The sequence below is a fragment of the Streptomyces sp. BR1 genome, from assembly GCF_052373795.1.
Classification (GTDB): domain Bacteria; phylum Actinomycetota; class Actinomycetes; order Streptomycetales; family Streptomycetaceae; genus Streptomyces.
This window is the reverse complement of sequence record NZ_CM126252.1, coordinates 3,428,730-3,451,149: the sequence shown is the minus strand read 5'-3', so window position 1 is coordinate 3,451,149 and position 22,420 is coordinate 3,428,730. Positions and strand designations below refer to the sequence as shown.

Here is a 22,420-nt window from a genome sequence, read left to right as displayed (position 1 = left end):
CCAGGGGTCGCGTACGGGATCGTGCGCCACGGCCACTAGCGGACGGCCTCCAGGACCTCGGCCGCTCCCAGCGCGTCCGCGATCTCCACCAGCGCGTCCGAGTCCAGGGTGAGCAGCTGTCCCTCGCTCACGCCCAGGTCGGCGAGGATGGCGGTGTCCCCGAGCGGGCCCGCGGGCACCGGGTCCAGACCGCCGACGGCTTCGTCGTCGACTTCCTCCTGTTCTTCGAGGTCGCCGTCCTCCGTACCGTCGAGGTCCAGCGCGTCCAGGTCGTCGGCGCTGTCGTCGGAGGCCGGATCGCGGCCGAGCAGTTCGTCGGTGAGGAGGATCTCCCCGTACGAGGAACGAGCGGCTGCTGCGGCGTTCGAGACGTAGATGCGCGGGTCCTCCTCGCCGTCCAAACGGACGACACCGAACCAGACATCCTCCTGCTCGATGAAGACGAGCACCGTGTCGTCGGCCCCCTCGGCCGTGGCCTCCCGGGCCAGGTCCGCGAGGTCGGACAGGGTCTCCACATCGTCGAGCTCTGTGTCGCTCGCTTCCCACCCGTCTTCGGTGCGCGCGAGCAGTGCGGCGAAGTACACCGTGACTCTCCCACTGGTCTTAGGCGTGCCGGTTGGGGGTCCCCCCGGCCGTGGCTTCACTGGAATCGTTGCAGAAACAACGCCGTTGCGAGAGTTCTTCCGCGGTTGCGTTTCTCCGGTCGTTTCTCCCGGTCGTCGTGGAGCCCGGTTCTCAGGTCACCAGCGGAAGGTTCGCATGCGCATGGCCTGACGCATACGGGCCGCGCGGGCGCGGCGCGGCTGGACCCGGTCGCGCAGCGCCTTCGCCTCGTGCAGCTCGCGCAGGAACTGGGCGCGCCGGCGGCGCCGCTCGGCGACCGTCTCGGCGGGCTCGCCGTACGCGTCGGTGTCGGCGTCGGATGCGGCCGGCTCTTCGTCCCGCCGGTCCTGCTGCTTGGCCATGTGGGCACCGCCCCGGGTGTGTCAGTCCCTCCCACCTTCCCCCGGGTGGGTGGTTTGATGCCAGCGCGGACGGCGCGAAGGGCCCTCTGCCCCGGTTACTGTGGGGTTATGCGTCTCCACGTCGTCGACCATCCCCTGGTCGCCCACAAGCTCACCACCCTGCGCGACAAGCGCACCGACTCGCCGACCTTCCGGCGCCTCGCCGACGAGCTGGTCACCCTGCTCGCGTACGAGGCCACGCGCGACGTGCGCACCGAGCAGGTCGACATCGAGACCCCGGTGACCCCGACGACGGGCGTGAAGCTGTCGTACCCGCGTCCGCTGGTGGTCCCGATCCTGCGCGCGGGCCTCGGCATGCTGGACGGCATGGTCCGCCTGCTGCCGACCGCCGAGGTGGGCTTCCTCGGCATGATCCGCAACGAGGAGACGCTGGAGGCGTCCACGTACGCGACGCGCATGCCGGAGGACCTCTCCGGGCGCCAGGTGTACGTCCTGGACCCGATGCTGGCCACCGGCGGCACGCTGGTCGCGGCGATCAAGGAGCTCATCAAGCGCGGCGCGGACGATGTGACCGCGGTGGTGCTCCTCGCTGCTCCCGAGGGCGTTGAGGTCATGGAGCGTGAGCTCGCGGGTACGCCGGTGACGGTCGTTACGGCGTCTGTGGACGAGCGGCTGAACGAGCACGGGTACATCGTCCCGGGCCTGGGCGATGCCGGTGACCGGATGTACGGCTCGGCCGAGTAGGACATCGCTGAAGCACTGATTATTCGGCTGCGGACCGTCTTGGGCTGGTCGCGCCCACGCGGCGGAGCCGCACAATGTCACAGCCCCGCGCCCCTGACGGGGTGCGGCTCAGCAGCTCCCGGAGGACGCGGGGACGGGCTTGGCCAGCGCGGCCAGGGCGGTCGCCGCGTCCTTCTCCGGGTCCAGGGCCTGGAACGTCGTACCCAGGATGAGGTCGACGTCCCCAGTGGCCCGGGTGTCCGTCTTCGTCGCCGCGCCCTTCAGCTGGGTGCCCAGCACCGCGAACGACCCCCGCGTGGCGGCGGGCGCGCCGAGCAGTATCCCGTTGCCGGTGACCTTCTTGTCGTACGCCTCCGGCGCGTTGCCGACCTTGCCGATGGCGAAGCCGCGCTTCTTCAGCTCGTCGGCCGTCTCCTTGGCGAGTCCGCCGCGCGGCGTCGCGTTGTAGACGTTGACGGTGATCTGCGCGGGCTTGGGCAGCGCGGCGGCCGCGGCCGTGGCGGTCGAGGCGGACGGCTTCGGGGTCGCCGGGCAGTCGTGGCCGGAGCCCGCCGCGGAGTCCTTCTTGGCGTCGTCCGACCCGCCGAAGATGTCGATGAGCTGGATCGTCCCCCAGCCGATCAGACCGAGGACCACGACGGCGGCGACCGCCGCGAGCAGGATTCGGCCGCGGCGGCGAGGGCGGCGCATCCGCGGGTACTTGTCACCCGTGATGCGGTACTTTCCGCCCATGCCGGGGGGAGTGAGCATGCTCATGTGGGCAGCGTAGTGCCGCCCGGTGACGATGCCTACTAAATGATCAATGGATGGCGCCGTATGCGCCGTAAAGAGCCCGAAAGGGTCAGTCCATCTCCAGTACGCGCGCGTGCAGCACCTGGCGCTGTTGAAGCGCCGCGCGCACCGCGCGGTGCAGCCCGTCCTCCAGGTAGAGGTCGCCCTGCCACTTCACGACATGGGCGAAGAGGTCGCCGTAGAACGTGGAGTCCTCCGCGAGGAGGGTCTCCAGGTCGAGCTGCCCCTTCGTGGTGACGAGCTGATCGAGCCGGACCGGGCGCGGCGCGACGTCCGCCCACTGCCGGGTGCTTTCCCGGCCGTGGTCGGGGTACGGCCGCCCGCTTCCGATGCGCTTGAAGATCACACGGAAAGCCTACCGGGCAAGCGGCTCATGGCGCAGCCATGGTGCGTCAGTGCGATCCTGGGGCAAGTGCCGCGAATGCGACATAGTGTGCGCGTCAGTGTTCGGCTGCGGACCGTGCCGGGTTGCTCGCGCAGTTCCCCTCGCCCCTGAAGGGGCGCGGCCACAGAGCCGGGTCACGCGCCCTTTGTCTTCGCCTTTGCCTTCATCTCCTGCTTGTACGCCCTTACCTTCGCCAGGGTTTCCGGGCCCGTGATGTCGGCTACCGAGCGGTGGCAGTCGGACTCGCCGTAGGGGCCCGCGGCTTCGGCCCAGCCCGGCGGGCGGACGCCCAGCTGCTTGCCCAACAGGGCCAGGAAGATGCGGGCCTTCTGGTCGCCGAAGCCGGGGAGGACCTTGAGGCGGGTGAGGAGTTCCGCGCCGGTGGCGGCGTCCCGCCACACCGCCTCGGGGTCGCCGCCGTACTCCTCCACCAGGAAGCGGCACAGCTGCTGCACCCGCTGCGCCATCGACCCGGGGTAGCGGTGCACCGCGGGCTTCGCCTTGAGGAGTTCCGCGAACGCCTCCGGGTCGTACGCCGCGATCGTCGCCGCGTCGAGATCGTCCGCGCCCATCCGCGTCGCGATCGTGTACGGGCCCGCGAAGGCCCACTCCATCGGGATCTGCTGGTCGAGCAGCATGCCGACCAGCGCGGCCAGCGGACTGCGGCCGAGCAGCTCGTCCGCCTCGGGCTGCTGGGCCAGGTGCAGTGTCGTGGGCTGCTTCTTCGGTGCCATGGCATCGATCATCGGCGCGCGCACCCGCTCCCGCACGCGGACGCGCGTGCCCCCGCCTGTTTGCGGGCAGAAGCAGGGGAACGTTCCATCCGTCCCGAATCGGTTGTGGAGGTGGCCCACGTCTTGAGCGGTTCCCTGTCCGACGACCTGGACTCCGTCGACATGACGGGCGTCCTCCAGGGCCTCGCGGGGCGCTGCGCGGACGTGCTCGGCCTCGCCTCCGGCGCCGTCGTGGCCGCCGACGGCAACGACGAGCTCACACTCGTCGCGGCCTCCGACGAACCCACCCGGCTCCTGGAGGCGTTCGCCGTCGAACGCGGTCAGGGGCCGTGCGTGGACTGCCACCGCACCGGCGCCGCCCGCACCGGCATCAACCTCGGCCACCCCGCGGCCGCCGCCCGCTGGCCGCACTTCACGGCCCGGGCCCGCCGCACCGGCTTCGCCGTCGCCCACACCCTGCCGCTGCGGCCGCCCGGCCGGGGCGGGGCGGTCGGCGCGCTGACCCTCTTCCAGCGCGGCCCCGGCCCCCTCCCGCCCGACGGCATCGCCCTCGCCCAGGCCCTGGCCGCCCTCGCGGCCGTCGCCATCGTCCAGGAGCGCGCCCTGGAGCAGGGCCGCATCGAGCGCGACCAGCTCAGAGCCGCGCTGACCAGCCGTATCGTCATCGAACAGGCCAAGGGAATTCTCGCCGAACGCTGGCGCACGAACGTCGACGAGGCGTTCGCGGTCTTCCGCGATTACGCCCGTACGCATGGACTGCGGATCGCGGTGCTGGCGCGGGGGGTCATCGCGGGCGAGGTGGACACGACGGCGATGTGGAGCGCCGGGCGGGCGCGGCGACCGTAACCCCCTCGTACGCACGTTCTCGTGAACTCACGCTTTCGTATGACCGGCGCGCCCATCCCGAATGCCCCCGGGCGCCCTGGGTAGTGCTGGGCGGACCAACTGGTGCCATCAGGAGGGGAAGCCCAGTGAGCCAGCCGTTCGTCCTGCCGGATTTCTATATGCCGTATCCGGCCCGGCTCAATCCCCATCTCGAAGCGGCCCGTACGCAATCGCGCGCGTGGGCCCGCGAGATGGGCATGCTGGAGGGGTCGGGGATCTGGGACCAGAGCGACCTCGACGCGCACGACTACGCGCTGCTGTGCTCGTACACCCACCCCGACTGCGACGCCGACGCGCTGTCGCTGGTCACCGACTGGTACGTGTGGGTGTTCTTCTTCGACGACCACTTCCTGGAGGCGTTCAAGCGCACGCTCGACCGCGAGGGCGGCCGGAAGTATCTGGAGCGGCTGGCCGCGTTCATGCCGATGGACCTCGCCGACGGGTTCCCCGAGCCGGTCAACCAGGTCGAGAAGGGCCTCGCGGACCTGTGGGCGCGGACCGTGCCGAGCATGTCGTACGGCTGGCGGGAACGGTTCGCCGAGTCCACCCGCAATCTGCTGAACGAGTCGATGTGGGAGCTCGTCAACATCAACGAGGGGCGGATCGCCAACCCCGTCGAGTACATCGAGATGCGCCGCAAAGTGGGCGGCGCTCCCTGGTCGGCGGGGCTCGTCGAGTACGCGGCGAACGCCGAGATCCCGCACGCCCTCGCGGGCTCCCGGCCACTGCGCGTACTCACCGACGCCTTCGCGGACAGCGTCCATCTGCGCAACGACCTCTTCTCGTATCAGCGGGAGGTCGAGGACGAAGGCGAACTGAGCAATGGAATCCTGGTACTTGAGACCTTTCTCGGGTGTACGACGCAGGAAGCCGCCGAGACCGTCAACGATCTGCTCACCTCGCGGCTCCAGCAGTTCGAGAACACCGCGCTCACCGAACTCCCGCCGCTCTGCCTGGAGAAGGGGCTCGGCCCCGAGGAGTGCGCGCGGGCCGCCGCGTACGTGAAGGGCCTCCAGGACTGGCAGTCCGGCGGCCACGAGTGGCACATGCGCTCCAGCCGGTACATGAACCAGGAGGCGCGGGCGCGTACGCCGGTGGCCGCCGGAGTGCTCGGCACCTCCGCGCTCGACATCAAGACCCTCTTCGGCCGCCCGGCCGCGGCCCGGCTGCGCAGCCACGCCCATGTGCCGATGCAGCACGTCGGGCCGTCCCTGCTGCCGGACTTCGACATGCCGTTCCCGCTGACCCTCAGCCCGCATCTGGCCGAGGCGCGCGAGTTGTCCGTCGCCTGGGCGGACCGGATGGGTCTGCTCGACGACATCTGGGACGAACGTAAGCTCATCGGCTACGACATCGCGCTCTGCGCGGCCGCACTCGACCCGGACGCCACCCTGGAGGAGCTGGAGCTCAGCGCTCGGTGGCTGGTCTGGGGGACGTACGCGGACGACTACTTCCCGGTGGTGTACGGGCGTTCACACGATCTCGTCGGGGCGCGGCTGTGCGTCGAGCGGCTGCTGGACTGCCTGGACGTGGACGATCCGGCGGCCGGGGCGGCGCTCGCCGCGACCCCGTTGGAGCGCGCCCTCGCGGACGTCTGGGTGCGCTCGGCCGTCCCGATGTCCCCGCGCGGGCGCAGGCAGTTGCGCCGAGGGCCCGAGGTGATGCTGAGGAGCTGGCTGTGGGAGCTCCACAACCAGGCCCAGCACCGCATCCCCGACCCGGTCGACTACATCGAGATGCGCCGGGAGACCTTCGGATCCGAAGCGACCCTGGCCCTGAGTCGCCTGCGGCACTTCGACGCGCTCCCGGAGGAGCTGTTCCGGACGGGCACCATGGAGGCGCTTGAGCACGCGGCCGTTGACTACGGGATGCTGATCAACGACCTCTTCTCCTATCAGAAGGAGATCGAGTTCGAGGGCGAGACGCACAATCTGGTCCTCGTCGTGGAGCGCTTCTTCGGCTGCGACTACCCGACCGCGCTCGGGATCGTCGACGACCTCATGCGCTCGCGGATGCGCCAGTACCTCCATGTGAAGGAGCATGAACTCCCGCTGCTGGCCGAGGAGTTCGGGCTCGACCGGGACGGCCGGGCGGCGCTGGACGCGTACGCACGCGAGCTGGAGGACTGGGTCGCGGCCATGCTGCACTGGCACCGGAACGCCCGCCGCTACTCCGAGGTGGACCTGCGCAGCGGCTCGCTGCCGAACGTCGTCCCGTCCGTCCTCGCCTCCTCCGGCCCGGGCACGGCCGCGCTGCGGCTGGCCCACCAGATGCTGTCGTCCGCGCCGGTGGACCGTCCGGTCGCGGGGCTCAGCGGGGCGTGATCGACTTGCCGCATGGGCCATGACCACGGGTCCGCTGCGGCCTCGGGCACGCTGAGCGGCACGTTCCGCATCCGGCTGCTGTGGACCATCGGCATCAGCGCGTCGATCACCGTCATCCAGGTGGTCGGCGCGCTGATCTCCGGCTCGCTCGCGCTGCTCGCCGACGCCGCGCACAGCCTCACCGACGCGGTCGGCGTCTCCCTCGCGCTTGGCGCGATCACGCTCGCCCAGCGCGCCCCGACCCCGCGCCGCACCTTCGGCTTCTACCGGGTCGAGATCTTCTCGGCGGTCCTGAACGCGCTGCTGCTCGTCGGGATCTTCGTGTGGGTGCTGTGGTCGGCGATCGGCCGGTTCAACGAGCCGGTCGAGGTCAAGGGCGGGCTGATGTTCGCGGTCGCGGTGGGCGGGCTCGCGGCGAACATGGTCGGGCTGTGGCTGCTGCGGGACGCCAAGGACCAGAGCCTCAATCTGCGCGGCGCGTATCTGGAGGTACTCGGAGACGCGCTCGGCTCGGTCGCGGTGATCGTCGGCGGCCTGGTCATCCTGCTGACGGGCTGGCAGGCGGCCGACCCGATCGCCTCCATCGTGATCGGGCTGCTGATCGTGCCGCGGGCGTATGGGTTGCTGCGGGATTCCGCGCGGGTGCTGCTGGAAGCGACTCCGGAGGATGTGGACCTTGCGGTGGTCCGCGCGCATTTGTTGGAGGAGCGCGGTGTGGTCGACGTTCACGATCTGCATGGCTGGACCGTGACGTCCGGGATGCCTGTGCTTACCGTGCACGTGGTGGTCAAGGAGGCGGCCCTCGTTGACGGGTACGGGGATCTGCTGCGTCGCTTGCAGCGGTGCGTGGGGGAGCACTTCGATATTGCCCATTCCACTGTTCAGCTGGAGCCTGAAGGGCATGCGGAGGCCGCTGACGCCCTGCATGGTTGAACGTTCGGCTGCGGACCGTGCCTGGTTGCTCGCGCAGTTCCCCGCGCCCCTGAAGGGGCACGTCACCGCGTCCACTCAGTCAGGTATTCGCCAACCAACCGGGGGCGCGGTTCTGGCTTGTCACATCCCGGCCCGGCGCGTCGTCCTAGGGACATGGACATCGCCATTGCGGGAGGGACGGGGACGCTGGGTAGCCGCGTCGCCGAGGAGTTGCGTACGCGGGGGCACCGGGTACGGGTTTTGAGTCGTCGGTCCCCGGATTACAAGGTCGATCTGACCACCGGTGAAGGGCTGATCGACGCCCTGTCGGGGTGCGAGGTCGTGGTGGACGCGTCCAACGCGCACGGGTCCGCGAAGGGGGCCGCGCGGACGCTCGTCGACGGGTCGCGGCGGCTGCTCGCCGCCGCCCGCGCGGTGGGCGTGCAGCACCATGTGTGCGTCTCGATCGTGGGCTGCGACATGGTGCCGATGGGATATCTGCAGACCAAGGCCGAGCAGGAGTGGGTGGTACGCGAGGGACGCGTGCCGTGGACGATTGTGCGGGCCACCCAGTTCCATGAACTGCTCGCCTCGGCGCTCGCGTCGGCCGCCAAATGGGGGGTGGTGCCGGTGCCCAGGGCGCGGCTGCGGACCGTTGCCTGTATGGAGGCCGCCTGGGTGGTCGCCGATGTGGCGGAGGGGGTGCCGCACCGGGGGCGTATCGAGATCTGCGGGCCCGAGGACACCGACGTACGGGAGATGGCCCGCACCTGGCGTACGGTGACCGGCCGCAAGGCGGTCCTGATGCCGGTGCCGCTGCCCGGTCCGGTGGGGCAGGCGCTGCGGTCGGGCGCGCTCACCGTGGAGAAGCCGGACGTACGCGGCACCATGTCGTTCGGGGAGTGGCTGCGCACCGAACAGGTGTGGGCGAGCGTCGCGGGGCTGCGGTGAGCACGGCCGGCGGGCGCGGCCCGCTCTCCAGCGAGGACGGTCTGGCCCGCGCCTTCGAGCGGGAGCGGCCCCGGCTGCTGCGGGTCGCCTACACGACGACCGGGTGCCTCGCCGAGGCGGAGGACTGCGTCCAGGAGGCGTGGCTGCGGCTGCGCGGCCTCAAGGACCCCGGGGCCGTACGCGATCTGCGGGCCTGGCTGACGACGACCGTGGGGCGCCTGGCCCTGGACGCGCTGGGGAGCGCGCGCGTACGGCGTGAGCGGTACGTCGGTACGTGGCTGCCCGAGCCGCTGGTCGAGCACGCGCCGGACGAGCAGGACCCCGCCGACCGGGTCACGCTGGACGAGTCGGTGTCGATGGCGCTGATGATTGTGCTTGACGAGCTGTCGCCCGCGCAGCGCACCGCGTTCCTGCTGCACGACGTGTTCGGGCTGCCCTTCGAGGAGGTCGCTGGCGTCGTGGGCCGAACCCCCGCCGCCGTACGGCAGTTGGCGTCCCGGGCCCGCCGCCATGTCGACAGCAGCCGTCCGCACCACCCCGCCGGGTACGCCCGCCAGCGGGAGCTGGTCAGCGCGTTCGGCAAGGCGTGCCAGGAGGGCGATCTGGAGCGGCTGGTCGCGCTGCTCGACCCCGGTGTGGTCTGGCGCGGCGACGGTGGCGGCAAGGTGACGGCGCTGCGGGGGATCGTGCGGGGTGCGGAGAGTGTGGCGCGCGGTCTGATCGCGCTCACCCGGGTCCATGTCCCGCCGGACGGGCTGCGACTCGCGCACGTCAACGGCGCGCCCGGTCTCGCCCTGTGGCACTGGGACGGTGCCCGTACGATCGTGGCGATCACCGTGGACGGTGGCCGGATCACCTCCGTGGACGCGATCCGCAACCCTGACAAGCTGACCCACGTACCCGATGCGTAAACGCGCACCGGACCCGAGCCACGCCGACCGGCCCGGGGTCCCCTGAGCGCCCGCTCCGGCTGGTCACGATCTACGAGGTGACCAGCCGGAGCGCGGCCAGTGCGCCGATGCCGAAGGCGATCGTGAGGTAGAAGTTCCGGGTGCGCCAGGCCAGGAACAGGGTGGGAACGGCCAGCCAGAGGCCGTAGTTGGCCGGGCCGATGTCCAGGTGGCCCGACGGTACGAACAGCGAAGGCGCGAGCAGCGCGGCGATGACCGCCGGGGGGACCTGGCGCAGCCACACCACCACCGGGCGGGGCAGTTGCGCCGCCGCCAGGAAGAGGGTGGGCAGCAGCCGGGGGCCGAAGGTCACGGCCGCCATTCCGGCGATGGTGAGGGCGAGGGTGAGCTGGCTCATCGGGATGCTCCTTCTGGATCGGCCTGGGCCGGGTCCGCCGGCGGTTCGCTCGGTGCGATCGCCAGGCCGAACGTCGCCGCCAGCGCCGCCGCGACCAGCACCGCCCAGTACTGGAGGCCCAGCAGTGTCAGGACGACCGCGCCGCCGCCCGCCACCGCCGCGACCGCCAGGCCCCGTCGGTCCGTGACGATCCCGGCCGCGAGCAGGGCCATGAACATGGCGGGCAGTGCGTAGTCGAGGCCGAGTGCGCGTACGTCGGTGACCAGGTCTCCGGCCAGTACGCCCGCGACTGTGCCTGCCACCCAGGAGGCGTGTACGGCGAGGTTGAAGCTCAGTACCTCGGCCTTGGGGCGGTCCGGGCGGTCGCCGTACTGGGCCGAGTGCACGGCGAATGCCTCGTCCGTCAACTCGTAGGCGAACAGGGCCTGTTCGCGTCGGCGCCAGCTTTTCAGTCGGGGGGCGACGGCTGCCGAGAGCAGTAGGTGGCGGAGGTTTACCACGAAGGTGGTGAGGACTATGGCGTACGGGGCGGCGCCTACGCCGATCAGTTGGAGTGCGGCGAACTGGGATGAACCGCCGTACACGAACAGGGACATGGCGATCAGGGCCCAGCCCGGGAGCCCGGCGGTGTGGCCCAGGACGCCGAAGGCGAACGCGACTGGGACGTAGCCGAGCATGACGGGGACGGCCTGGGCCAGCCCAGCGGGAACGGGGCGGAGGGGGTGCACGGCCGGGCGGGACCGGGGTGCCGCTGTGCCCACCCGTGCCGCCCCAGCGGCACGATTGCCCACAGCGGCGGGGGGAGGGGCCGCGGCGGCGGCGCCCGTGGGCGCCGCCTCGCGGGTGTTTACAGGTCGCACTCGTACGTCCTCTCCCCCGCTGCCGGGTGGAAGCCCACGGCTGTCCACAGGGCGGACGCCGCCGGGTTGCCGTCCAGGACTGCCAGGTGGACTCGGCGTACGCCTCGGGCTCGGAAGGCCGAGAGGGCGTCGCGGGCCATCAGGCGGGCCAGGCCCGCCTGGCGGTGGGTCGGGGTGACCACGGCGTGGCTGATGCTGCCGCGTACCCCGAAGCTGCCCGCGAGCAGCGCCCCGACGACCCGGCCCGCCGGGTCGCGGACGACCCGGCAGAGCTCGGCGGAGTGGGCGAGGTGGGCCCGCAGGAGCGCCTCGTTCTCCCACTCGCAGTACGCGGTCTGCGGTGCCGCCCGCAGCAGCGCGATCACCTGGGGGACGTCCGCCGCCGACATCGGCGCGGAGACCGCCTGCGGCGCGAGCGCCAGTACCGCCGCGCTCATCAGACCAGCGTCTCGTACGGCGAGCCCGGCAGCGAGAACGAGATCGCCAGGACATCGCGGTAGCCGCCCTTGTCCTCGGCCGCGCTCAGGCCGGTGACGTGGTGCTTCATCGCCCGGTCCTCGAAGATCAGCGAGTCGAGCGGGGTCAGGAAGGTCGCCTTCGCGAGCGGCTCCTCCTCCCAGGTGAACACCGTGCTGTGGCCGCCCTCGACGTCCACGCGCGAGATCAGGTGCAGGCCCGCCCACGGGTAGCCGTCGGAGTGGATGCCCTCGGGCACCAGCTCGTTGTACTGGCCCGCGTTGATCTCGATCCGGATCTGGTGGATCTGGCACTGCCAGGCGCGGTCGCGGTACTCGTCCTCGATCGGCAGGTTGTCGAAGTCGTACCGTACGAGCGCCTGGAAGAGCGGGTTGCGGTACGTCGACTCCTCGACGTCGCCGAAGTGGCGCACCACGCCGCCGACGAACGAGTTCATCTCCTCGCTCTGGAAGTACGCGACATGGTCGAGCGGCGCGAGCTCGCCGGTGGCGGGGACGTACGTGAAGTCGCTGTAGCGGCGGGTGCGCACGGCGCGGTCGCCGCCGCCGAAGTGCTCGTCCGGCGTGAGCCGGCCCCAGGACTCCTGGAGGCCGTCGAACGCGGCCGCGAGCTCCGGGCTCAGCGTGAGGTCCTCGGCCGACACCAGCGCGTAACGCTTCTCGCTCAGCTCCTCGCGCAGGTCGGGGCCGACGGAGGTGATGGTCTCGGGGGCCGGTATCAGGGCAGCAGTCGTCATCTTCTGTTCCTTGTCAGTGAGTTGAGGTGATGCGAAATGGGTCAGCGCAGGCCCAGCGACTCGTACGTGGCGTCCAGCTCGGCCACGTCCAGTCCGGCCGCCTGGCGCACCAGGCGGATCGCCCGGTAGATCTGGTTGATGTGCGCGATGTCGTGGCCGATGACCTTGCGGATCATGACCTCCATCGTTTCGCCGCCCTGCTCGCCGTGGCGGCCGGTGCGCTGCCAGTCGGCGGCGGGCAGCGCAGCGAGCAGCGCCACGTTGGAGGCGCGCAGCCCGGTCCAGGCGTCGAGCATCTGGCGGAACGGCAGCCGGGGCAGCGGGGCCCACAGCGCCTCGTCGTAGCCGGGGTAGACCGGGTTGTCCTCGGTGGCCACCAGACGCCAGCGGAAGCCGTAGACGATGTCGACGTCGAAGAGGTGCCCGACGATGAACGCGGCCGGCCACTCGCCCTCCTCCGGAACCGTCTCGGCGAGCTCGGTCGGCAGATCGGCGAAGAGCTGCCGCGCCCACACGGGCGTCTTGGCCAGCACGTCGAACGGGTCGCGCTCGCCCGCGACTTCGAGCAGCGCGGTGACGTACGCGGCGGGGTCCTCGGTGGCCGAGGGGATGTCGATGCGGTGGACGGACTGGGACTCGGGGGTGATCCCGGTCCCGGGGGCGATCTCGGTGGTCATGATCTTTGCTCTCCGGTGAGTGAAGTGGATTGCTGGATACGTCAGTTGGTGGCGGCGGTCGTCAGCGGCTCCGGCGTCGTCGACACCTCCTCCCGCACGCGCGGCTTCGCGCCCAGGATCAGCAGCGCCCCCACGCAGGCCACGGCTCCGCAGACCGTCCAGTGCAGCGGCGGCGAGACGCTGTAGAGCAGACCGCCCACGGCCGGGCCGAGTGCGCCGGCCAGGGTGTGGGCGATGCCCTCGGCGCCCTGGTAGCGGCCGCGCAGATGCGCGGGCGAGAACTCGGCGGGGTAGGCGTTGGCGATCGGGGTGTAGACCGTCTCGGCGACCGTCCAGACCGCCACGGTCAGCGCGAGCAGCCACACCGTGCTCATCGCCCCGGTCAGCGCCATGCCGACACCGAGCAGCACGAGTCCGGCGGCGATCACCCGGCGCGGGTCGCGGCGCTCGGTGTACTTGGTCAGCGGCAGCTCGATGACCACGCACAGCAGTGCGTTGAGCCCGAGCAGCAGACCGTAGACCCCGTTGCCGAAGCCCGCGTCCGTGACGTGCAGCGGCAGCGTGGCCGTCGACTGCCCGTACACGAAGGTCGCCGCGACCATCGAGCCGAGGAAGAGAAGGTACGGCCGGTCGGCGAAGACCTCGCGGTAACCGCCCTTGCCCGAGGCCGACTTGGCGTCCGCCGGGACCTCCTGCGCGACCGGCCGCCCGGCCGGGAGCGTGAGCAGCGCCAGGGTGCCGAAGGCGAAGGAGAAGAGCGCGTCGCCGAGGAAGACGTAGGTGTACGAGTAGCCGCTCAGCAGGCCGCCGACCAGCGGGCCGACCGCCATGCCGACGTTGATGGCGAGCCGGAGCACCGCGAACGCCGTCACCCGGCGCTCCTCCGCCACCGTGTCGATCAGCAGCGCGCCCGCCGCCGGGCGGTAGAGCTGCGCGAAGACGCCGACCAGGCCGACAAGCGCGGTCGTGGTGTACAGGCCGCCGGTCAGCGGTACCGCCACCGTCGCCGCGCTGGAGCCGAACATCGAGACCGCGATCGCGGTGCGCCGCCCGAAGCGGTCGGCGACCGTGCCGCCCACCGCGTTGCCGACGAAGGCGCCGAGCCCGACCGTGCCGAGGGCGACGCCCGCCTGGAAGGCGGAGAAACCCTTCGAGACGAGGAAAAGCACCAGGAATACATTGAGGAAATTGCCGAATTTGATGAGGAACATTCCGGCGAAGATCACCCAGGCGCTTCTGGGCAGTTCGCGCAATCGTCGGCGCAGGGGCTCGTCGCTCGCCGCCATGGCGGGGCTCCTTCCGGGGGACACCGGGGTCGGGGGGAGGCTTTCGGGGAGGTGACGGCCACCATGAAACCCACCGGTCGGGGCCCTGCCCAGGGCTCTGAGCTGGCACGAAACGGCTTGGCACATTCGTGCCAGCGCCCCATTTCGCAGGCCCTCGCGCGTCATTCGTGCCGTGCACGCTTGTGCCAGCCGGAAAGCATTTCCCCGCCGCAATTCCTGCCGCAGAGTTCTGGCCATGACCGATCACATGCTTCTCGTCGTCGGCGGCCGGATACAGACGCTGCGCAAGGCGGCGGCGCTGGGAATCCGCTTCGTACTGATCCAGCACAAGGACCAGTTCGTGCCGGAGGCCGCGCGGCTCGCCGAGGCCGTCCTCATCGCCGACTACACCGACTGGACCACCACCCGCCCGCTCGTCGAGGCGGCCCACCAGGCGTACGGGTTCACCCGGGTCGTCTCGATCACCGAGCCGGGGCTGGTCCCGGCCGGCCGGATCAGCGACCACCTAGGGCTCGGCGGCACCTCCGAGGAGGTCGCCGAACTCCTGCGGGACAAGCACGCGATGCGCCGCCACCTGGCTGCATCCGACAACCCCGAGGTCCGCGCGCTCTCCGTCGCCGCCGCCGAAGTGGCCTCCGCCCAGGATCTGGTGGACTTCGGCGCCGCGCACGGCTACCCCTTCGTCCTCAAGCCCGTCGACGCGACCGCCAGCCTCGGGGTCGTACGGATCGACGGACCGGAGGAGGCCGAGGCGGCCTGGGCGGATGTCGAGGCGCTGCGGGCGCGGACCGATCTGCAGTGGGGCGCGTTCTTCACCATCGGCCGGTTCCTCGCCGAGCAGTACATCTCCGGGCCCGAGTACAGCGTGGAGACGTTCTCCTTCGCCGGGCGCCACATCGTGCTCGCCGTCACCGAGAAGCTGACCGGCGGCGAGGGGTTCATCGAGCTGGGGCACGCGCTGCCGGCCCGGCTCGACCCCGCCGACGAGCGCCGCATCGAGCAGGCCGTGAGCCGCTTCCTGGACGCGGTCGGGCTGAAGGACGGCGCCGCCCACACCGAGCTGCGGCTCTCGCCGTCGGGCCCGCAGATCATCGAGAGCCACAACCGGATGGGCGGTGACCGGATCTTCGACCTGCTGGACGCGGCGTTCGGCATCGACCTCGAAGAGTGGATCGTGGCCTGGCAGTTCGCGCTGATCCCGGCCCTCACCGGGCGCCCGGTCCCGCGTACGTCGGCGGCCACCCGCTTCCTGTCGGCGCGGCCCGGCACGGTCGTGGAGATCCAGGGCGCCGAGGAGGCGAAGGCGCTCGACGACGTCATCGACGTGGAGACCACCGTCCGCCCCGGCGACACCGTCGGCGAGCTGCGCGGCAACTGGGACCGCGTCGGCCAGGTCCTCACCACCGGCGCCGACACCGCGTCCGCGATCGCCACCGCCGAGCGGCTGACCGAGAAGGTCACCGTCGTCACCCGGGGGGCGACGGCGTGAAGATCCTGCTGATCATGCGGAACACGTACGCGTGGCACCGCGAGCACATCGAGACGCTTGAGCGGATGGGTCTGGAGATCCATCTCGCCACCCAGGTCGCCGAGGCCGAGGACGACGGCCGGTTCGCCTCCGTCGTACGGCTGGAAAAGGGCCTGGAATCGCAGGAGTTGGCGGAGGTATGCGCCAAGGCCGCCGTCGATCTCGGGATCGCCAGCGCGCTCACCTTCTACGACAGCGACATCGTGGTGACCTCGCGGGTCAACCAGCTGCTCGGCCACTCCTGGCCGCGCCCGGAGGCCGACGAGATCTCCCGCGACAAGCGGCTCCAGCGCGCGTTCCTTGAGCGGCACGGGCTTCCGGGGCCGCGTGCGGTCGCGGTGACGGGGGTCGAGTCGGGGCTCGCCGCCGCCGAGTCGTTCACGTACCCCTTCATCGTGAAGCCCAGCGCGCTCGCCGCCTCCATGGGCGTCAGCCTGGTCCACGACCGGGACGGCCTGGAGCGGGCGCTCGACGACATCATGAAGCTCGTCGAGCAGTGGAGCGGCTACTTCCCCATGGACGGCCCCGACATCGCGCTCCTGGAGGACTTCCTGCCGGGCAAGGAGGTCACCCTCGACGGGGTGGTCGTCGCCGGGCGGTTCCACCTGGTGGGCGTCACCAACAAGATGCAGATGCCGGGCCCGTACTTCGAGGAGGACTTCTACACGCTGCCGTTCCGCACGCCCGAGGAGGAGCCGGGTCTGGTCGCGGTCGCGGAGGCGATCGTCGCGGGGCTCGGTGTCGAACACGCCCTGTTCAACGCGGAGTTCCGGCAGGACGCCGAGGGCCGCTACCGGGTCGTGGAGTTCGCCACCCGGATGAGCGGCGGCCAGAACTACCGCAATCTGCGCGAGGTCCACGGCATCGACGCGGTCCGCCTCTACGCCAAGGCCGTACTGGCCGGGGACGACCCCGCAGAGCGTGCCGACATCCTCACCGGCGAGGTCCCGAGGGCGGCCGTCCCGCGCGCCGCCACCTGCATCAAGTTCGCCTACCGGACCGGCACTCTGGTCCGCAACAACCCCGGCGACGCCTTCCACTCCCCGTACTTCCGCTCGTACATCCCGGCCTCCAAGCCAGGCGCCCGGCTGCGGCGCGCCCCCGAGGGCTGGTACGAGATCGCCGGCTCGCTCGCGGTGGCCGCGCCCTACCGCGGGGCCGCCGACATCGACCGGGTCGAGCGCATCGCCGCCGACCTCGACGAACGCCTCGATGTCGTGGTCGTACCGGCCGCATCAACCGTCTGACCTGCGAGAACAAGCGGAAAGAGTTGTACGTGCACGCCACCGACCCCGTGTTCCGCATGGGCATCACGGAACCCACCGCCATCGACCCCTACAAGGCCCAGGAAGGGGAGGGGATCCTGGTCTGCAAGGCCCTGTTCACCGGGCTGCTCGCCCTCGACGAGGCCGGGCGCCTCGCCCCGGCCACCGCCTCCTCCTGGCACAGCGACGACACGGCGACCGTCTGGACGTTCACCCTGTGCACCGACACGGTGTTCAGCGACGGCGAGCCGGTCACCGCGCACAGCTTCGTGCGGGGCTTGACCCGGGCCCTGGACCCGGCGGCCAACACCGAGACCGCCTACCACCTGGCGGGCGTGCGCTCCTTCCGCGCCGACAGCGACGACACGCTGATCTTCGAACTGGCCGAGCCGGACGTCGAGTTCGACCTGAAGACCCTCCAGCCGATCTTCAGCCCGGTGCCGAGCGGCACGGGCCCGGCGCTCGACCCCGCGTACAACGACATGCCGGTCGGGAACGGGCCGTTCGTGATGGCCGAGCCGTGGCGGCACGGCGAGTCGATCCGGCTGCTGCGCAACGACCGCTGGTTCGGTCCCGCACCCGAGATCGCAGAGGTCCGGATCGACATCCTCGACCCGGTCACGGCCCTGGACGACGAGTACGAGCGGTTCGTCGACGGCACGTACGACTACGCCAGGATTCCGCCCGCCCGTACCGCCGAGGCCGCCGCATCCGACGGGTTCCTGGAGCAGGAGGGCGCGGGGCTCTTCTACCTCATCCCGTTCTGCCACCAGGCGCCGATGGACTCGCTGGACGCCCGCCGGGCCCTGTCGGCGGCCATCGACCGTCAGGGCCTGATCGACACGTACTTCCACGGCAGCCGCACCCCCGCGCACTCGCTGCTCTCGCCCTGGTTCGGCGAGGCGCACACCCCGCGCGGGGAGTTCGCGGACGACTGGACGGCGTACGACCCCGAGCGGGCCAGGACCGCGGCCCTCAGCGCCGGGCTTCCGCCGGGCAGCCGCGTCGACTTCGCGTACAACACGGGCGCGGGCCACGACGACTGGGTGCACGCGCTCGCAGCAGGACTGCACGACGTCCTCGGCTGGGAGGTCGAGCTGATCCGCACCGACGCGCGCGGCCTCGTCGACCACCGCACCTCCCTCGCAGCCGCCGGGTTCTGCCGGGCGGGCTGGGCGTGCGACTACCCGACGCCCGACAACATGCTCTTCCCGCTGCTGCACTCCTCGTGCACCGCGCCCGACGCCGACGGCACCGCGCACGGCGACAACGAAGGCCGGTATGCGAACCCGGAGTTCGACGCCCTGGTCGCCAAGGCGCGGGCCGCCACCGACCCGGCCGAGCGCGCGGACGCCTGGCGGCGCGCCGACCGCACGGCCGTCGCCGACCTCGCCCTGATCCCGCTCTGGTACCGCACCGACCAGCGCGTCCACGCCGCCGGCCGGATCGCCGGGCTGCGCATCGACTTCGACGGCAATCCCACTCTCACCACTGTCACTTCAAGGAGCACCACACGATGAGCGCCGCGATCACGACGAGCCCGGTGTACGACATCCTCGGCGTCGGCTTCGGGCCGGCCAACCTCGCCCTCGCCATCGCCCTGGAGGAGCGCGACTCGCCGCTCACGGCCCGCTTCCTGGAGGCCCGCCCGTCCCCGGAGTGGCAGCCCGGCATGCTGCTCGACGGCTCCGACATCCAGAACCACCCCAGCCGCGACCTGGTGACCCTGCGCAACCCGCGCAGCCGCTACAGCTTCCTCAACTACCTGCACGAGCAGGGCCGTCTGCTGCGCCACCTGAACCTTCCGTCGGAGTTCCCGCTGCGCAAGGAGTACGCCGGGTATCTGCGCTGGGCGTCCTCGTTCTTCTCGCACCTGGTCGACTGCAACCAGCGGGCCGCGTCCGTCGAGGTCGTCGAGGCGGGCGGGGAGCGCCTGTACGAGGTGACCACCATGGCGGGCGACCGCTATCTGGGCCGCACCCTGGTCCTCGGCCCCGGCCGCACCCCGTACATCCCCAGCCCGTACGACACGGTCCGCACCCCGCGCGTCTTCCACCTCACCCAGTACCTGCCCCGGCTCGCCGAGCTGGCCGGTCAGGGCCGCGAGCCCGAGTCGGTCGCGGTCATCGGGGGCAGTCAGAGCGCGGTGGAGCTGGCGCTCGACCTGGGCCGACGCTTCCCGCGCACCAAGGTCACCACGTACACCCGCTCGCACTCGCTGCGGCTCAAGGACACCAGCCCGTTCAGCGAGGAGGGGTACTTCCCCGAGTTCACCGACTACTACTTCCAGGCCTCCCGCGAGGGCAAGAAGGCGCTGGACGCCTATATGCACGGCACCAACTACTCCTCCGCCGACGGCGACGTGCTGCGCGAGCTCTACCTCACCATCTACGAGCAGGAACTCGACGGCGAGCAGCGGGTGTTCGTGCGCGGCAACCACGAGGCCGTTGCGGTGCGCGAGGCGGGCGAGCGGGTCGCGCTCGACTTCGTGGAGCGGCACACCGGCGAGCGGATCACCGACACCGTCGACTTCGCGGTGCTGGCCACCGGCTTCCGCAACATGGGCCCGGCCCCGCACGAGGAGCTGTGCCCGCCGCTGATGGCCGGACTCGCGGACCGGTTCACCGCCGAGCCGGACGGCCGTCTGCTGGTCGGCGCCGACTACGCGCTCCAGCCGGTCGCCGACGGCGTCCCGCCGCTCTTCCTCAACGGGCTGTGCGAGTCCAGCCACGGCATCGGCGACGCGGGCTCCTTCAGCCTGCTCTCGCTGCGCGCCGCGACCCTGGCCGACGCGCTGACCAGCCGCCTCACCGCATCCCTCGACCCGAGCACCGACCGCGCCGCCGCCCTCGCCGCCGCCTGACCGGAAAGACACGATCCCCATGACCGCCACCGTCGACCACGCGGCCCCCGGCTTCACCGGCCCGCGCGTCACCGGCTCCCTGCCGGGCCCCCGCAGCGCTGAGCTCCTGGGCCGCCAGGCCGCCCGCGAGTCCAACTCCCGCTCCTACCCCCGCAAACTCCCCATCGCGATCCGCCGCGGCCGGGGCAGTTACGTGGAGGACCTGGACGGCAACGTCTTCCTCGACTTCCTCAGCGGCGCGGGCGTCCTCTCGCTCGGCCACAACCACCCCGAGCCGCTGGCCGCCGCCCACCGCCAGCTCGACGAGTTCGTCCACGGGCTCGACTTCCCGACCCCGGTCAAGGACGAGTTCACCGACCTGACCATCGGCATGCTGCCCGAGCCGATGCGCGAGCGCACCCGGATCCACTTCTGCGGCCCGACCGGCGCCAACGCCGTGGACGCGGCCCTCAAGCTCTGCAAGACCGCCACCGGCCGCGAAGAGGTCATCACCTTCCAGGGCGGCTTCCACGGCGCCACCATGGCCGCGATGAGCGTCACCGGTCTCGTCGAGCAGAAGGAGCCGGTACGCGGCCGAATGCCCGGGGTGCACTTCTTCCCGTACTCCAACTGCCACAACTGCCCCCTCGGCCTCAAGCGCGACAGCTGCCAGGTCAACTGCGCGGCCTTCCTGGAGCGCGCGCTCACCGACGTCAACGGCGGCATCACGCTGCCCGCCGCCGTCATCATGGAGCTCGTCCAGGGCGAGGGCGGGGTGATCCCGGCCGACGTGGAGTTCGTCCAGCGGGTGCGCGAGGTGACCCGGCGGCTCGGGATCCCGCTGATCGTCGACGAGGTGCAGTCCGGCTGCGGCCGCACCGGCACCTGGTTCGCCTTCGAGCAGTACGGCATCGAGCCGGACGTGGTCTGCGCCTCCAAGGCGCTCAGCGGCATGGGCCTGCCCGCCGCCGTGATCCTCTACGACAAGAAGCTCGACACCTGGGCGCCCGGCGCCCACTCCGGCACCTTCCGCGGCAACCAGCCCGCGTTCGCCGCCGGGGTCGCCACCATGAAGGTGGTGCGGCGCGAGCGCATCCTGGAGAACGTCCGGGCCCGCGCCGACCAGCTGATGGTCCACCTCCAGGACCTGCGCGCGCTCAGCGAGTACGTGGCCGACGTGCGCGGGCTCGGCCTGATGACCGGCGTCGAGCTCACCGACCCGGCCACCGGGAAGCCCGCCACGGCGCTGGCCAAGCGGGTGCAGTGGGAGGCGGTGAGCCGGGGACTGATCGTCGAGCTCGGCGGGCGCGACGACTGCGTCGTACGGATGCTGCCGCCGCTCAACTGCACGGCGTACGAGATCGACGCGGCGGGCCGCATCCTGAGCGAGTCGCTGACGGCGGCGCTGGCCGCGCTGTCCCTCGGGGGTGCGCGATGAGTGGCGTCCAGGACCTGGTCGTCGCGGGCTTCGGGCCCTCCGGGATCGCGCTCGCGGCCGCCGTCGAGGACCACGACGACGCGGTGGGCGGCGCCCCGCTCGCCGCCCGCTATCTGGAGAAGGCCGCGGACTCGGCCTGGCAGCCCAACCTCGTGCTGCCCGGCACCGACATCCAGCACCACTTCCTGCGCGACTTCGCCACCCCGCGCGACGCGCGCTCCCGCTTCACCTTCCCGCACTACCTCCGACAGAGCGGCCGCTTCTACCCGTTCACGCTGATGGGCGGCTATGTCAGCCGCCTTGAGTGGTCGGACTACGTGCAGTGGGCGGCCCGGCAGGTGCGCGGGCCGGTGGACTACCACCGCGAGGTGGTCGCGGTGAAGCCGGTTGTCGTGGAGGGGCGGGTGCGGTCCGCGAGGGTGGTCTCGCGCGACACCCGGGACGGCTCGCTGCACACTGTCGAGGGCCGCAATGTGGCGCTGGCGACCGGCCACGAGGCGTATGTGCCGGATACGTTCCGCCCGTACCTGGGCGAGCGCGTCTTCCACGCCTCGCGGCTCCTGCCGTCCCTGGCCGCGCTCGGCCCGCTGCGCCGGGTCGCGGTGATCGGCGCGGGCCAGACGGCGGGCGAGATCGTGCTGCACCTGGCCGCACAGCACCCCGACGCCGAGATCCACTCGGTGGTACGCCACGCGGGCTTCCGGATGTACGAGCTCGGCCACTTCAGCAACGAGGTCTACTTCCCCGACGAGACCGACTACTTCTACGGCCTGGAGGGCGAGCAGCGCGAGCGAGCACTCGGCCAGGCCCGCGCCACCAACTACGCGGCCGTCGACCCGGACGTTTCCACCGCGCTCTACCAGGCGGTCTACCAGGACGGTTTCACCGGGCGGCAGCGCATGCACATGCACAAGCGCACCGAGATCACCGGCCTGGACGCCGACGGGGAGCGGGTGCTCCTGGAGACCGAGGAGGTCTTCACAGGCGAGCGCGGCCGTATCGAGGTGGACGCGGTGGTGGTCTGCACGGGCTACCGCGAGGCGGCCATGCCGTCCCAACTGGCCGCGTTCACCCCGTACTTGAGGCTCGATGACCACGGCCGTCCCGAGGTCACCCGCGCCTACCGCGCCGAGACCACCGACGACTGCGAGGTCGGGATCTATCTCGACGGTCTCACCGAGTGGCGGCACGGCATCGGCAGCGCCACCTCCTTCAGCCAGATGGCCGCCAAGGCCGACACCATCCACCGCGACCTGCGCAGCCGCCTGCGGCAGCCCGTCGCCGTCTGACCCATCCTCCTGATTGGACCTG

Annotated in this window: 23 protein-coding genes; 12 read left to right on the top strand and 11 right to left on the bottom strand. The window is 71.3% G+C overall.

Annotated elements, in window-relative coordinates; all coding sequences use genetic code 11:
- Positions 1–35: 35 nt before the first annotated feature.
- A complete protein-coding gene (locus tag ACT1U9_RS14910; protein WP_444538774.1) occupies positions 36–584 on the bottom strand; it encodes a tRNA adenosine deaminase-associated protein in 549 nt (182 codons plus the stop codon).
- Between the two features lie 156 nt (positions 585–740).
- Entirely contained in the window at positions 741–965 is a 225-nt protein-coding gene (locus tag ACT1U9_RS14905) for a hypothetical protein (protein ID WP_444538773.1), read from the bottom strand.
- A gap of 108 nt (positions 966–1,073) precedes the next feature.
- Here ACT1U9_RS14905 and upp point away from each other — a divergent pair, with 108 nt between their 5' ends.
- On the top strand, positions 1,074–1,709 hold the full coding sequence (upp, locus tag ACT1U9_RS14900) for a uracil phosphoribosyltransferase (RefSeq protein WP_101389265.1): 636 nt from the start codon (positions 1,074–1,076) through the stop codon (positions 1,707–1,709).
- A 108-nt stretch (positions 1,710–1,817) separates the two neighbouring features.
- On the opposite strand, the gene ACT1U9_RS14895 is transcribed toward upp, so the two are convergent.
- The 3 genes from ACT1U9_RS14895 to ACT1U9_RS14885 form a co-directional block, all read right to left on the bottom strand.
- The gene (locus tag ACT1U9_RS14895; protein ID WP_444538772.1) at positions 1,818–2,465 is read right to left on the bottom strand and encodes a LytR C-terminal domain-containing protein; all 648 of its coding nucleotides are present in this window, start codon (positions 2,463–2,465) and stop codon (positions 1,818–1,820) included.
- 85 nt (positions 2,466–2,550) lie between these two features.
- Positions 2,551–2,847 (bottom strand): type II toxin-antitoxin system VapB family antitoxin, encoded by a 297-nt coding sequence (locus tag ACT1U9_RS14890; protein WP_053725882.1) that lies wholly within the window; start codon positions 2,845–2,847, stop codon positions 2,551–2,553.
- Between the two features lie 173 nt (positions 2,848–3,020).
- The gene (locus tag ACT1U9_RS14885) at positions 3,021–3,620 is read right to left on the bottom strand and encodes an HhH-GPD-type base excision DNA repair protein (protein WP_444538771.1); all 600 of its coding nucleotides are present in this window, start codon (positions 3,618–3,620) and stop codon (positions 3,021–3,023) included.
- Positions 3,621–3,743: 123 nt separating this feature from the next.
- Here ACT1U9_RS14885 and ACT1U9_RS14880 point away from each other — a divergent pair, with 123 nt between their 5' ends.
- The 5 genes from ACT1U9_RS14880 to sigJ all read left to right on the top strand — a co-directional run bounded on the left by ACT1U9_RS14880 (position 3,744) and on the right by sigJ (position 9,603).
- Entirely contained in the window at positions 3,744–4,466 is a 723-nt protein-coding gene (locus ACT1U9_RS14880; RefSeq protein ID WP_444538770.1) for an ANTAR domain-containing protein, read from the top strand.
- 125 nt (positions 4,467–4,591) lie between these two features.
- Positions 4,592–6,829, top strand: coding sequence for a terpene synthase family protein (locus ACT1U9_RS14875; protein WP_444538769.1), 2,238 nt, complete (start codon positions 4,592–4,594; stop codon positions 6,827–6,829).
- A 12-nt stretch (positions 6,830–6,841) separates the two neighbouring features.
- Positions 6,842–7,762, top strand: coding sequence for a cation diffusion facilitator family transporter (locus tag ACT1U9_RS14870; RefSeq protein ID WP_444538768.1), 921 nt, complete (start codon positions 6,842–6,844; stop codon positions 7,760–7,762).
- A 153-nt stretch (positions 7,763–7,915) separates the two neighbouring features.
- Positions 7,916–8,692 (top strand): SDR family oxidoreductase, encoded by a 777-nt coding sequence (locus ACT1U9_RS14865; RefSeq protein WP_444538767.1) that lies wholly within the window; start codon positions 7,916–7,918, stop codon positions 8,690–8,692.
- On the top strand, positions 8,689–9,603 hold the full coding sequence (sigJ, locus tag ACT1U9_RS14860) for an RNA polymerase sigma factor SigJ (protein ID WP_444538766.1): 915 nt from the start codon (positions 8,689–8,691) through the stop codon (positions 9,601–9,603). Before ACT1U9_RS14865 ends, sigJ begins: the two co-directional genes overlap by 4 nt.
- A 70-nt stretch (positions 9,604–9,673) precedes the next feature.
- On the opposite strand, the gene ACT1U9_RS14855 is transcribed toward sigJ, so the two are convergent.
- From ACT1U9_RS14855 to ACT1U9_RS14830, 6 genes are all read right to left on the bottom strand, one after another.
- Positions 9,674–10,000 (bottom strand): AzlD domain-containing protein, encoded by a 327-nt coding sequence (locus ACT1U9_RS14855; protein ID WP_444538765.1) that lies wholly within the window; start codon positions 9,998–10,000, stop codon positions 9,674–9,676.
- Positions 9,997–10,677, bottom strand: coding sequence for an AzlC family ABC transporter permease (locus tag ACT1U9_RS14850; protein ID WP_444538764.1), 681 nt, complete (start codon positions 10,675–10,677; stop codon positions 9,997–9,999). Before ACT1U9_RS14850 ends, ACT1U9_RS14855 begins: the two co-directional genes overlap by 4 nt.
- A gap of 170 nt (positions 10,678–10,847) precedes the next feature.
- Entirely contained in the window at positions 10,848–11,297 is a 450-nt protein-coding gene (locus ACT1U9_RS14845; protein WP_444538763.1) for a GNAT family N-acetyltransferase, read from the bottom strand.
- Positions 11,297–12,073: a 2OG-Fe dioxygenase family protein gene (locus ACT1U9_RS14840; RefSeq protein WP_444538762.1), complete on the bottom strand. Its 777-nt coding sequence runs from the start codon at positions 12,071–12,073 to the stop codon at positions 11,297–11,299. Before ACT1U9_RS14840 ends, ACT1U9_RS14845 begins: the two co-directional genes overlap by 1 nt.
- 41 nt (positions 12,074–12,114) lie before the next feature.
- Entirely contained in the window at positions 12,115–12,750 is a 636-nt protein-coding gene (locus ACT1U9_RS14835) for a DinB family protein (RefSeq protein WP_444538761.1), read from the bottom strand.
- Between the two features lie 41 nt (positions 12,751–12,791).
- On the bottom strand, positions 12,792–14,036 hold the full coding sequence (locus ACT1U9_RS14830; RefSeq protein WP_444538760.1) for an MDR family MFS transporter: 1,245 nt from the start codon (positions 14,034–14,036) through the stop codon (positions 12,792–12,794).
- Between the two features lie 235 nt (positions 14,037–14,271).
- Here ACT1U9_RS14830 and ACT1U9_RS14825 point away from each other — a divergent pair, with 235 nt between their 5' ends.
- From ACT1U9_RS14825 to ACT1U9_RS14800, 6 genes are read left to right on the top strand one after another with little or no spacing between them, the layout of a single operon-like run.
- A complete protein-coding gene (locus ACT1U9_RS14825) occupies positions 14,272–15,525 on the top strand; it encodes an ATP-grasp domain-containing protein (protein ID WP_444538759.1) in 1,254 nt (417 codons plus the stop codon).
- Positions 15,522–16,811 carry an ATP-grasp domain-containing protein gene (locus tag ACT1U9_RS14820; RefSeq protein WP_444538758.1) on the top strand — a complete coding sequence of 430 codons (1,290 nt, stop codon included), beginning with the start codon at positions 15,522–15,524 and terminating at the stop codon, positions 16,809–16,811. Before ACT1U9_RS14825 ends, ACT1U9_RS14820 begins: the two co-directional genes overlap by 4 nt.
- A 29-nt stretch (positions 16,812–16,840) precedes the next feature.
- On the top strand, positions 16,841–18,349 hold the full coding sequence (locus ACT1U9_RS14815; RefSeq protein ID WP_444538757.1) for an ABC transporter substrate-binding protein: 1,509 nt from the start codon (positions 16,841–16,843) through the stop codon (positions 18,347–18,349).
- The gene (locus ACT1U9_RS14810) at positions 18,346–19,692 is read left to right on the top strand and encodes a lysine N(6)-hydroxylase/L-ornithine N(5)-oxygenase family protein (protein ID WP_444538756.1); all 1,347 of its coding nucleotides are present in this window, start codon (positions 18,346–18,348) and stop codon (positions 19,690–19,692) included. Before ACT1U9_RS14815 ends, ACT1U9_RS14810 begins: the two co-directional genes overlap by 4 nt.
- Positions 19,693–19,711: 19 nt before the next feature.
- A complete protein-coding gene (locus tag ACT1U9_RS14805; RefSeq protein ID WP_444538755.1) occupies positions 19,712–21,109 on the top strand; it encodes a diaminobutyrate--2-oxoglutarate transaminase family protein in 1,398 nt (465 codons plus the stop codon).
- Positions 21,106–22,398, top strand: coding sequence for a SidA/IucD/PvdA family monooxygenase (locus tag ACT1U9_RS14800; RefSeq protein WP_444538754.1), 1,293 nt, complete (start codon positions 21,106–21,108; stop codon positions 22,396–22,398). The genes ACT1U9_RS14805 and ACT1U9_RS14800 overlap by 4 nt, the downstream gene beginning before the upstream one ends.
- Positions 22,399–22,420: the final 22 nt, after the last annotated feature.